Source organism: Micromonospora sp. CA-248212, assembly GCF_050948405.1.
In the GTDB taxonomy this organism is placed as follows: domain Bacteria; phylum Actinomycetota; class Actinomycetes; order Mycobacteriales; family Micromonosporaceae; genus Micromonospora.
In genome coordinates, this window is the sequence record NZ_CP192023.1 from 4,048,819 (window position 1) to 4,060,143 (window position 11,325).

At 72.4% G+C, this 11,325-nt stretch carries 10 protein-coding genes; 5 read left to right on the top strand and 5 right to left on the bottom strand.

Features of this window, described 5'->3' with window-relative positions; all coding sequences use genetic code 11:
* Positions 1-47 precede the first annotated feature (47 nt).
* Positions 48-2,309: a catalase gene (locus ACQP03_RS19385; RefSeq protein WP_357134669.1), complete on the top strand. Its 2,262-nt coding sequence runs from the start codon at positions 48-50 to the stop codon at positions 2,307-2,309.
* Between the two features lie 158 nt (positions 2,310-2,467).
* On the opposite strand, the gene ACQP03_RS19390 is transcribed toward ACQP03_RS19385, so the two are convergent.
* Positions 2,468-3,439 carry an LLM class F420-dependent oxidoreductase gene (locus tag ACQP03_RS19390; RefSeq protein ID WP_357134671.1) on the bottom strand — a complete coding sequence of 324 codons (972 nt, stop codon included), beginning with the start codon at positions 3,437-3,439 and terminating at the stop codon, positions 2,468-2,470.
* Positions 3,440-3,498: 59 nt separating this feature from the next.
* Between ACQP03_RS19390 and ACQP03_RS19395 the strand changes: the two genes are divergently transcribed.
* The 3 genes from ACQP03_RS19395 to ACQP03_RS19405 are packed head-to-tail and all read left to right on the top strand — an operon-like array spanning position 3,499 to position 6,784.
* On the top strand, positions 3,499-4,632 hold the full coding sequence (locus ACQP03_RS19395; RefSeq protein WP_357134673.1) for an acyltransferase family protein: 1,134 nt from the start codon (positions 3,499-3,501) through the stop codon (positions 4,630-4,632).
* Positions 4,629-5,771, top strand: a complete 1,143-nt coding sequence (gene alr / locus ACQP03_RS19400; RefSeq protein ID WP_363661310.1) for an alanine racemase — start codon at positions 4,629-4,631, stop codon at positions 5,769-5,771. The genes ACQP03_RS19395 and alr overlap by 4 nt, the downstream gene beginning before the upstream one ends.
* Complete coding sequence (locus tag ACQP03_RS19405; RefSeq protein ID WP_357134675.1) at positions 5,765-6,784, top strand: D-alanine--D-alanine ligase family protein; 1,020 nt, start codon at positions 5,765-5,767, stop codon at positions 6,782-6,784. Before alr ends, ACQP03_RS19405 begins: the two co-directional genes overlap by 7 nt.
* 15 nt (positions 6,785-6,799) lie before the next feature.
* Here the strand turns inward: ACQP03_RS19405 and ACQP03_RS19410 are convergent, their stop codons facing one another.
* From ACQP03_RS19410 to ACQP03_RS19425, 4 genes are read right to left on the bottom strand one after another with little or no spacing between them, the layout of a single operon-like run.
* Positions 6,800-7,291 carry a hypothetical protein gene (locus ACQP03_RS19410; RefSeq protein ID WP_363661309.1) on the bottom strand — a complete coding sequence of 164 codons (492 nt, stop codon included), beginning with the start codon at positions 7,289-7,291 and terminating at the stop codon, positions 6,800-6,802.
* Positions 7,288-8,781: a HAMP domain-containing sensor histidine kinase gene (locus tag ACQP03_RS19415; RefSeq protein WP_363661308.1), complete on the bottom strand. Its 1,494-nt coding sequence runs from the start codon at positions 8,779-8,781 to the stop codon at positions 7,288-7,290. The genes ACQP03_RS19410 and ACQP03_RS19415 overlap by 4 nt, the downstream gene beginning before the upstream one ends.
* Positions 8,778-9,473 carry a response regulator transcription factor gene (locus tag ACQP03_RS19420; RefSeq protein WP_357134681.1) on the bottom strand — a complete coding sequence of 232 codons (696 nt, stop codon included), beginning with the start codon at positions 9,471-9,473 and terminating at the stop codon, positions 8,778-8,780. The genes ACQP03_RS19415 and ACQP03_RS19420 overlap by 4 nt, the downstream gene beginning before the upstream one ends.
* 16 nt (positions 9,474-9,489) lie before the next feature.
* Positions 9,490-10,473, bottom strand: coding sequence for a phosphatase PAP2 family protein (locus ACQP03_RS19425; protein WP_363661307.1), 984 nt, complete (start codon positions 10,471-10,473; stop codon positions 9,490-9,492).
* 276 nt (positions 10,474-10,749) lie between these two features.
* Between ACQP03_RS19425 and ACQP03_RS19430 the strand changes: the two genes are divergently transcribed.
* The gene (locus ACQP03_RS19430) at positions 10,750-11,253 is read left to right on the top strand and encodes a winged helix-turn-helix domain-containing protein (protein WP_357169406.1); all 504 of its coding nucleotides are present in this window, start codon (positions 10,750-10,752) and stop codon (positions 11,251-11,253) included.
* The last annotated feature ends 72 nt before the right edge of the window (positions 11,254-11,325 follow it).

Consider the following 11,325-nt stretch of genomic DNA (forward strand, 5'->3'; position numbering starts at 1 on the left):
TAGGGGTGCAGGGGCCAGCCCAAACGCTCCAGCGAGAGGTTCGCCCAGTGGATTCCAGCAAGCCCGCCGAGGCGGTCAAGAACGTCGTTAAGACCGCCTCCGATAAGATCGCCGACGCCCTCACCCCGGACGTGCCGGGCGCACCTGGCAGCGCGCCGCCCACCGTCGAGGAGCCGACCTCGCCGCACGATCCGCTGCCGCCCAAGACCGAACAGGGCGCGCCGCAGACGCGTACGCCCACCGGCGTCGAGACCGGCGCGCCGACGACCGCGAACGGCCAGCAGGGGGCGTACCTCACCACGGCGAACGGGGCCCGGCTGCGCGACACCGACCACTCGCTCAAGGCCGGCCCCCGGGGACCGGTCCTGCTCCAGGACCACCACCTACGCGAGAAGATCACGCACTTCGACCACGAGCGCATCCCGGAGCGCGTGGTGCACGCGCGGGGCGCGGGCGCGCACGGGGTGTTCACCGCGTACGGCACCGCCGAGGCGGTCACGAGGGCCGGCTTCCTGAAGAAGGGTCGGGAGACGGAGGTCTTCGTCCGGTTCTCCACCGTCCTCGGATCGCGCGGCTCGGCCGACACCGTCCGGGACACCCGGGGCTTCGCCACCAAGTTCTACACCGACGAGGGCACCTTCGACCTGGTCGGCAACAACATGCCGGTCTTCTTCATCCAGGACGCCATCAAGTTTCCCGACATCATCCACGCGGCGAAGCCGCACCCGGACCGGGAGATCCCCCAGGCGCAGAGCGCGCACGACACGTTCTGGGACTTCGTGTCGCTGCACACCGAGGCGCAGCACCACACCATCTGGAACATGTCCGACCGGGGCATCCCGCGCTCGTACCGGACCATGGAGGGCTTCGGCGTACACACCTTCCGCCTGGTCAACGAGGCCGGGGAGACGGTGCTGGTCAAGTTCCACTGGAAGCCGAAGCTCGGCGTGCACTCCCTGACCTGGGAGGAGGCGCAGATGCTCGGCGGCATCGACCCCGACTTCCACCGTCGGGACCTCTACGACGCGATCGAGGCGGGCGCGTTCCCCGAGTGGGAACTCGGCATCCAGGTCTTCCCCGACACTCCCGAGGAGACCTTCGCCGGCATCGACCTGCTCGACGCCACCAAGATCGTCCCGGAGGAGTTGGCGCAGGTGCAGCCGGTCGGCCGGCTGGTCCTCAACCGGACGCCGACGAACTTCTTCGCCGAGACCGAGCAGGTCGCCTTCCACCTCGGCCACCTGCCGCCGGGCATCGACGTCACGAACGATCCGCTGCTGCAGGGGCGACTCTTCTCGTACGTCGACACGCAGCTCACCCGCCTCGGCGGGCCGAACTTCACGCAGATCCCGATCAACCGTCCGCACGCGGCGGTCAACGACATGCTGCGTGACGGCTTCCACCAGCACGCCGTGCACGCCGGGGTGGCGCCGTACCGGCCGAACTCCCTCGACGGCGGCAACCCCTTCGAAGCCGGGGACGCCGAGCACGCCTTCGTCGACGTGCCGGTGACGGTGGCGCAGGCGCCCAAGGTCCGCGCGAGCCCCGCGTCGTTCGACGACCACTACAGCCAGGTACGACTGTTCTGGCTGAGCATGTCGCCGGTCGAGCGGGAGCACATCATCCGGGCGTACACCTTCGAGCTGGGCAAGTGCTACCACCAGGCGATCAAGGAACGCCAGCTGCGGTGCCTCGCCAACATCGACCCGGTGCTGTGCGAGCAGGTGGCCACCGGCCTGGGGCTGCCCGCGCCGCAGCCCACGGTGACGCCCGTCGACGTCACGCCGAGCCCGGCCCTGTCGCAGGTCGGCGGGGAGTGGCCGGCCGACGGTCGCACTGTCGGGATCGTCGTCGACCCCGACGGTGACCTGAACGACGTCGACGAGGTCCGCCGGGCCGTCTTCGACGCCGGCATGGTGCCGCTGCTGATCGCCCCACACGGTGGCCTGGTGGGCGACCTGACGGTCCAGCGGACCTTCGCCACCGGCCGGTCAGTCGAGTTCGACGCGCTCCTGCTGGCCGGGGCCCCGGTGCCCGCGCCCGACGCGCTGCCCGCCCGCGACGCCAAGGCCGGTCGGCCGGACGCGGCGACCGTCGACCCGCGCGTGCTGCTCCTCGTCGAGGAGTGCTGGCGGCACGCCAAGGCGATCGGCGCGTGGGGCGCCGGTGTCAGCGTGCTGGAGCAGGCCGGGGTGGCCGGCACCCCCGGCATCGTGGCCGCCGGCTCCGGCGTCGAGGCGCTGACCGGGGTGCGGCGGCTGATGGCCGCGCACCGGGTCTGGGACAGGTTCCCCGCCTCGGTCGGTTGATCCGACGTCGACGAGGGCCGTCCCTCCGCTTCGGCGGGCGGGCGGCCCTCGTCGTCGTGGACGGGGCTTGATCGACGCGACATCGCCCATCTGGCGGTAACCGGGCCGGCAGATGCCCCTACTTCGCTGAACTGGTGTCGATCACGACCGCGCCCGACTCAGCCGATGTCGGCCAGCCGCGGCAGCACCTCGTCGCCGAGCCGCCGGGCGAACTCCACGGGGTGCCGGTCCGGCGTGACCTGCACCTCGGTGACGCCGAGCGCGGCGTAATCGGACACCTCGGCGAGGAACGCGTCGAGATCCTCCAGCGGCGGCTTGCTGGCCAGCACGGTTTTCTCGATGCTGTCGTAGTCGCGGCCCTCGGCGGCGCAGTGCCCGCGCAGCACGTCCAGCTTGTGCGCGATCCCCTCGGCGCCCGTGCCGAACAGGTTGCAGGCGTCGGCGTACCTGGCGACCAGCAGCAGTGTCTTCTTCTCGCCGCTGCCGCCGATCATGATGGGCGGATGCGGACGGCGCAGCGGCTGCGGCGAGTTGATCGTCTCCGTGAGCTGGTAGTGCCGCCCGTCGAACGGCCCGTCGTCGTCACTCCACATCTGCTTGCAGATCCGCAGCGTCTCCTCCAGTCGCTCGAACCGCTCGGCGACCGGCACCACGGGCACGCCCAGTCCCCGCTGCTCCCGCTCGTACCAGGACGCCCCGATGCCGAGCCGGGCCCGGCCGCCGGAGAGCACGTCGAGGGTCGTCACGGTCTTGGCCAGCAGCCCCGGATAGCGGTACATCACACCGGTGACCAGTACACCCAGCGTCATCCGCCGGGTCTGCGCCGCGACGTAACCCAACGTGGTGTACGCCTCCAGCATCGGCTCCTCGGCCGGCGCCAGCGCCTCCATCTGGAAGAAGTGGTCCATGACCGTGAACGAGGCCACTCCGGCCTGTTCGGCGATGGTCGCCGCCTCGCTGAGGGTCGGCGCGATGGCCGCCGGATCGGCGGGAGTCGAAAAGTTCCAGTAGTGCAGACCGAGCTTCATGTTCGGCACCTCCGCGATCGAGCCTAGTAGCGCTCCCCGGGTTCCCAACGCGTCGTCGGCACGATGGTGGTGGTCCCGCTCCGACGAACTGACGGAGTCCATTACCGGATCATGACAATCCGAGGATCAGGCGCGGATATCCCGCTGGCACCTTCTGCTGGGTGATCCAAGAGCTGTCTCTCACCGAGCCACGACCGGGCGGGTACGACCCCGACGCGCGCGTCCGGTTCCGTCACCGGCGGCAGGCCGACACCGGCGGACCGCAGCGGGTGCAGTGGGCCGACGCCGCGAAGGGCGTGTGCATCGTCCTCGTCGTCGGATGGCACGTCGTCGTCAAGGACTACCTGCAGATCGACTGGCACGTGGGGGTACCCGTGCCGGGCCTGTGGGGCACGCTGGGTGAGCAGTTGCTGCCGCTGCGCATGCCGCTCTTCTTCACCATCAGCGGCCTCTTCGCGGCCAACGCCGTGCAGCGGCCCTGGCGCGCCGTCGCCCGGGGCCGCATCGCGGGCTTCTTCTACCTGTACGCCCTCTGGCTGCTCATCCACACGGCGGTCCTGGCCGTGACGCCGGACTTCCCGACCGACCGGGCCACGTCCGCCCTCGGTCTGCTGGCACAGCTGACCGTCACACCCTCCAACCTCTGGTACCTGTACGCCCTGGCGCTCTACTTCACGCTCGCCAAGGCGACCCGCCGGCTGCCCCGGTCGCTGGTCGTCGTACCCGCCGCGGTGTTGTCCGCCGTGACCGCCGCCGGCCTGCTGGCCACGCCGGGCAACCGGGGCGGCCTCTATGCGAACCTGGTCTTCTTCCTGGCCGGCCTCTACCTGCGGCCGCACATCCAGCGGTGGGCCGCCACCGCCACCCGGCGTCGACTGGCGCTGACCGGCGGGGCGTACGCCCTCGCGCTCGCCGTGATGGCGGCGGCCGGCGCGCAACGGTGGTTCGGCGTCTGGCCGGCGGTCTCCGTCGTCGCGGTGGCCTTCGGCGTCACCGCCGCCGCCCGGCTGGTCCGGTGGCCCGCTCTCGGCGACCGACTGGCCGCGCTCGGACGCGTCACGTTACCCATCTACGTCATCCACATGCCGCTGCTGGCGCTGCTGCACCGCCTGCTGGCCGCCCCGGTCTCCGAGCTGGACGCGGGCGCCCAGGGCCTGATCGTGCTGGGCTACCCGATCCTGCTGACCGCGCTCGTCGCCGGGCTGAGCCTGGGCGTGCACCGCGCGCTGCTGGCGGCGCGCGGCCGGTGGCTGTTCGCGCTCCCCGGGACGCGTCGCGAGGCGGTCGCCGGATGAGCGCGTTGGCCGAGGCGGTGGTCGACCTCGGGGCGATCGCCGACAACGTACGGACGCTCGCCGCCGCCACCGGCACGGAGCTGATGGCGGTGGTGAAGGCCGACGGGTTCGGGCATGGCGCGGCGCCGGTCGCCCGGGCCGCGCTGCGCGCCGGCGCCACCTGGTTGGGCGTGACCTCGGCGGCCGAGGCCCTGGCCCTGCGCGCCGCGGGCATCACCGCGCCCACGTTGAGCTGGCTGCACCGCCCGGACGACGACTTCACCGGGTTGATCCTCGCGGGCGTCGACGTGGGCGTCTCGACGATCACCCACCTGCACGCGCTCGCCGACGCGGCCCTGCGGGTCGGCGTGCCCGCGACAGCGCAGCTCAAGGTCGACACGGGCCTCACCCGCAACGGCGCCGGCCGCGACGACTGGCCCGACCTGGTGGCCTGGGCCCGCAAGTACGAGGTCGAGGGCACGGTCCGGGTACGGGGTGTGTGGTCCCACCTCGCCGACGCGGACGTACCGGGCGCGCCCGCGCTGGACGGTCAGGTGCGGACGTTCGCCGAGGCGCTGCGCGTCGCCCGGACCGCCGGCCTGGACCCCGACCTGGTCCACCTGGCCAACTCGGCGGCGGCACTGTCCGCGCCCCGGACCCGCTTCGACCTCTGCCGGATCGGGCTGGCCCTCTACGGCGTCGACCCGTTCGGCGCGGTCGGTCCGGGGGCGTTCGGGCTGCACGCCGCCCTGACGCTGCGCACGACCGTGGTGAACGTGAAGCGGGTGCCGGCCGGCACCGGCGTCTCGTACGGGCCGGAGCACGTGACCGCCGCCCCGACGACGCTGGCACTGTTGCCGCTCGGCTACGCCGACGGGCTGCCCCGCGCGACCGAGGGCCGGGCCGAGGTCTGGCTCGGCGGCCGGCGCTGCCCGGTGGTCGGGCGAATCGCCATGGACCAGTGCGTGGTCGACGTGGGTGACCTGGCGGTGCGGATCGGCGACCCGGTCGTCGTGATCGGCAGGGGACGCGACGACGACGCGCCGGCCGTCACCGAGTGGGCGCGCTGGGCCGGCACCAACCCGCACGAGATCTTGACCGGAATCGGGGCGCGGGTGGGCCGCGTCCATCTCCACGAAAGGGCGGACGTCGCATGTTGACGCGACTGGCAGTGCTGTACGGCGGACGAAGCGGCGAACACGAGGTGTCGCGGCGCTCGGGGGCCGCCATCCTCGCCGGTCTGGACCGGGAGCGGTACCAGGTCACCGAGGTGCTCATCGACACCGACGGAGGCTGGCACGTGGACGGTCGTCCGATGGGCCTGCCGCAGGCGTTGCGGGTGCTGCGCGCCCAGGACGTGGTGTTCCCGGCCCTGCACGGCCCGTACGGCGAGGACGGCACGGTCGCGTCGCTGCTGGAATGGCTCGGCGTGCCGTACGTCGGCAACGGGGTGTTCGCCAGCGCGGCGGGCATGGACAAGGGCGTCACCAAGCGGCTGCTCGCCGCGGAGGGCCTGCGGGTCAGCCCGGGTGTGACCCTGCGGCACGGGGAGACCCTGTCGCCGGCCGACCAGCAGCGGCTGGGACTGCCGGTCTTCGTGAAGCCGGCGCGGGCGGGGTCCAGCCTGGGCGTGGTCCGGGTCACGGAGTGGTCGGCGCTGCCCGCCGCGCTCGCGCAGGCCCGGGAGGTCGACCCGAAGGTGCTCGTCGAACAGGGCGCGCACGGCCGGGAGATCGACGTCGCCGTCCTGCAGCACCCCGACGGACGGGTGCAGGCCGGTCCGCCACTGGAGATCCGGGTCAGCGGCGCGGGCTTCTTCGACTACGACGCGAAGTACGACGGCGGGGCGGTCTTCCAGATCCCGGCCCAGCTGGACCCGGCCACCACCGAGGTGCTCCAGGACCGGGCCGTCCGCGCCTTCGAGGCCCTCGACTGCCGGGGGCTGCTGCGGGTCGACTTCTTCCTCCCCCACGAGGGCGCCGAGCCCATCGTGAACGAGGTCAACACGTTCCCCGGCTTCACCGCCGAGTCGCAGTTCCCGCAGATCTGGCAGCGGGCGGGCATCGAGTTCCCCGCCCTGCTCGACATCCTGATCGCCGGCACGCTCACCGACCGGAGTCGGGTCCTCTCCCCGGGGCTGCTCCGACCGGAACGGGCGGTCGACCTGGTGTGAGCGGCGTCGCCCCGGTCACTCGATGGGGCAGGACCAGGGCGGCCGGGTGCCGTCCGAGCCGACGAGGGTGACCGGGGCGGAAGTGGGCTGCTGGCCGGCGAGCGCCACGGTGCAGATGATCTGATTGGCCGCGAGGGTGGACAGCGGCAGCACGGCGCCCTTGAACCGCACCGTGATGCCGGGCTCGTCGGTGCTCGGTGTCATGCTCACCGGCGCGGCGTCGGCCGGCACCTCGCTGGTGAGCCCCGCGCTCCGCTCGGCCTCGGTGGGACCGGACACGAGCAGCACGAGTGTCTCCAGCGGTGGCCCGGGCACGTTCTTCACCGGCCGGACGACAAGCGCCAGTTCGCCGTCCGAAATCAGGTAGAGGCCCCTACCGGTGAACGGGCCGCTCACCGCGGAGCGGCCCGTGATGACGTCGCTGGGCCGGACTCCACAGCCCGCCGTGAGCAGCGCGACCAGGAGCGCGACCCCGAGCAGCGCCCGGGCTCCGCGACGGCGGCTCACCGTACGCCTCCGGCGTCCGCGGCTGTCCGTACGCCTCTGGCGTGTACGGTCTCGGCGGCCACCCGGGGCAGACGGAGCGTGAACACCGCCCCGCCCGGCGGGTGGTTGCCCGCCACCAGGCTCCCCGACTGCCCGGCGTGCCGGTGCAGGCGCGCGTTCTCCCACGCGATGGCGAGTCCGAGGCCGCTGCCCTCGGAGCGGGTCCGGGCGGTGTCCGCCTTGTAGAAGCGGTCGAACACGTGCGGCAGCACCTCCGGGTCCAACCCCGGTCCCTGGTCGGTGACCTCGATCGTGAACCAGTCGGGTTCGGCGGCAAGACGGACGGACACCGGCTCCGTGCCGTGCCGGAAGGCGTTGCCGACCAGGTTGGCGACGATGACGTCGAGCCGCCGGGGGTCGAGTCGGGCGACGACACCGGACGGCAGGTCCGCCCGTACCCGGTCGGCCCACCCGCGCAGCCGCAGCGTCGCGGTGACCGCCGCGGCGACGTCGACGTCGTCGAGGGCGAGCCGGGCGGTGCCGGAGTCGAACCGGCTGACCTCGATGAGGTCGTTGACGAGCTGGGTGAGGCTCTGCGTCTCCTGACTGACCAGCCGCGCGGCGCGGCCGGCGTCTCCCGGCAGCCGGTCCGCCTCCTCGTCGAGCACGTCGGTGACCGCCGTCATGGCCGCCAGCGGCGTACGGAGTTCGTGGGACACGTCGGCCACGAAGCGCCGCGCGTCGGCCTCCATCCGCCGCAGCTCACCGACCTGACGCTCGATGGTCGCGGCGGTGTCGTTGAAGGTGCGCGTGACGTCGGCAAGCTCGTCGACGCCCCGGACGGTCAGCCGGGTGGACAGGTCTCCCTCACCGAGCCGGCGGGCCGCGCGACCCAGCTCGCGTACCGGCCGCAGCACCCCCTGGGCGGCCAGCAGGGCCAGCAGGACCGCGAGGATCAGCGAGAGCCCGCCGGTCACCCACGCGAGGGTGGCGAGCCGGTCGATGCTCTGCTGCTCGGAGGCGAGGCTGCGCACCGAGTAGACCTCCACTCCGGACGCCACGCTCGTGCCGTCGGACCGGTCGAGCCGGAGCTGTGTGCCGATGAGCAGCACCGGATGTCCGCCACGGTCGACGCGTTGCCAGGCGATCTGACCGCGCGCCACCTCCTGTCGCAGCTGCGGGGTGAGCTGGTCGACACCCTCGACGCTCGACGACCAGCGCTCCCGGTAGTGCACGACGGCGTAGCTGTCCCGGTCGGAGAGCCTCCCCGCCAACAGGTCCATCTCCTCCTGGCCGGGCGGCAGGCTCAGCACCGGGTACACCTTCGAGAGCTGGTCGGTCAGCGAGGCCACCGCCGCGTCCTGCGCCTGCTGGAGGATGACCGTCCGCGCCTGGAAGTAGCTGCCGCTGGCCACCACCGCCGTGGTGGTCACGCCCAGCAGGGCGAACGCCAGGAGCAGCCGGGTGCGCAGGCCCAACGCCATGGCGCGGGCCCGGTGCCAGGGGGTCACAGCGGCCCGAACCGATATCCGAAGCCGCGTACCGTCTGGATGTAGACCGGCGTCGAGGGCTCGTCCTCGATCTTGGCGCGGAGCCGCTGGACGCAGGCGTCCACCAACCGCGAGTCGCCGAGGTAGCCGTGCTCCCAGACGGCCTCCAGCAGTTGTTGGCGGCTGAGCACCTGGCCCGGCGTGTGCGAGAGTTCGAGCAGCAGACGCAGTTCGGTCGGGGCCAGGCCGACCGGCACGCCGTGCTTGGTGACCACCAGCGCGGCACGGTCGATGGTCAGGGCGCCGTGCCGGTGCAGCCCGGGCCGATCCGCGCCGGGCCGTCGTGAGTCGCCGCCGGTGCGTCGCAGCACCGCGCGGATGCGCGCCTCGAGCACCCGGGCCTGTACCGGCTTGACCACGTAGTCGTCGGCGCCCGCCTCCAGGCCCGCCACCACGTCCATGTCGTCGTTGCGCGCGGTGAGCATGATGATGGGCAGGTCACCGTCCTGGCGAATGCGACGGCACACCTCGAACCCGTCCATACCGGGCAGCATGATGTCGAGGACCACCACGTCGGAGGCGGTCGTCCGCAGTCGCTCCAGCCCCTGTTCACCGGTCGCCACGGCGACCACGGTGTGGCCCTGCCGGGTGAGCGCCAACTGCAGTCCGTCGCGGACCGTCTGGTGATCTTCGATCAGCAGGACCTGGGGCATGCCGTCAAGTATCCCATCACGCAGATTGTTCATATTTGTCGATGCCTCGCGCCGATCCGACGAACTCCACCGACCGGATCAGGAACGCCGCCACGCCCACCGCGAGCATCGTCGACGCGGTCGCCAGCAGGACGGCCAGGACCGGTCCCCAGCGCAGTTCGGCGGCCAGACCGGGAACCAGCACCCGAACCGCCCAGACCAGCACGACCAGCCCCAGCGCGCCCTCGACGAGAGCACGCCGGACCCGCCCGGAGGGCGGCCCGCCGGGCGGACGGAGCGCGTCGCTGCCGGACCGGGCCGCCAACGCGGCCGCCGCCAGGCAGAACAGCGCCATGCTCAGCAGGACGCCCCCGAGCACGTCGCTGAACCGGTGCCATCCCGCGATCATGGTGGCCGCGCCGATCACCGAGACACCGGCCGCGCCGGGCACCACCAGCCACCGTCGGGCCGCGCCCGGCGCCGCCAGCAGGAACGCCAGCGCCAGGGCCGTCGCCACCGCGACGTGACCACTGGGGAAGCTGTTGTGGGTGGTCGAATTCGGCACCGCAAGGTCCGGGCGGGGCAGCGCCGACTTCGCCACGCCGGCCGCCAGCACGGCGGTGAGCACCATGCCGACGCCCACGACGCCGGGCAGCAGCCGACGGCCGAGCAGGCCCACCACCAGCACGGCGCTGAGCAGGACGGCCAGCGGCGCCGGCTGACCGAAGTGCCGCAGGACGACCGTGGCCGGACCGAACAGGCCGCCAGGCTGCTCGTAACCCCCGCCCCGCTCGGCGCGCGGCAGCAGCAGCCCGTCGACCCACTGACCGGGCTGGGTCCACACGAAGACCACGCCGACCAGACACAGCGCGAGCAGGCAACAGACGCCCGCCGCGAGCAGCCGGAGAGCCGGTGGCGCGGCGGGCCGGCCGGCGGCCAGCGCGCGCGCCGGGCCAGGCGACGGCGCCGGTGGCGGCGGCACCGACGAGCGACCGATGGAGTACGACGATGCGTGGGACATGCGACCATGCTCGGCCCGCCAGATCCGGGGGCTGTCCGTGGATTGTCTTGGTTCTGTCACAACCGACGCTCGTACCGGAAAAACCCGGGCGATCCTCCCCCGCGAACGCCCTGCCGCCCGCGCCGCCCAGACGTGAGCCTTCATTCACATGCTTACATGCAACTATGTTTTACCTGGCCGAGACGAGCCGTCACTAAGATCAAGACGCCGATCGATGATTCTCGGCGGTGCGAAAACCATCCGGAGTGTTCGTGGGGAACCGGAAGGGGTTGGGCAATGCACGGCGTTTCGGTCGCTCCACTCGTCATCGGCATCGCGTCGTCACCGGCCGAGCGCCGACAGTTGGCACGGCTGCTCGGCGGCAGCGACGCCTTCCTGATCGTCTCCAGTGTCGAGCAGGCACGGGAGTTCCTCGGGGTGGGCGACCTGCCCCCCGTCGTACCTCCCCCGGCCCCGCCCGCACGGGCGGAGGTGGCGCGGCGCCCACAGCCGCCGCCCGACCTGAGCGTCGACTCCGACCGCCGCGTGCTGCGCTGGCGCGACCAGGAGATCGACCTGACCCGGCTGGAACACGACGTGCTGATCTGCCTCGTCGACGCTCCCGGGCAGGTCTGGACGTACGAGCGGCTGCACCTCGAGGTCTGGGGCAACCGGCACCTGGGCCGCGGGTCCGACATGCACTCGGTCGTGCGTCGGGTACGCCGCAAGCTCGCCCGGCTCGACGCCGCCGCGACCATCCACGCGGTCCGTGGGGTCGGCTTCCGGCTCGCACCTCTCTAGGCAGTGTCCTCAAAGGTTCACCACCATTGGGGTAGCGCGGCGATGGTGATGGTGGCCTGGAACGAGGTCGTG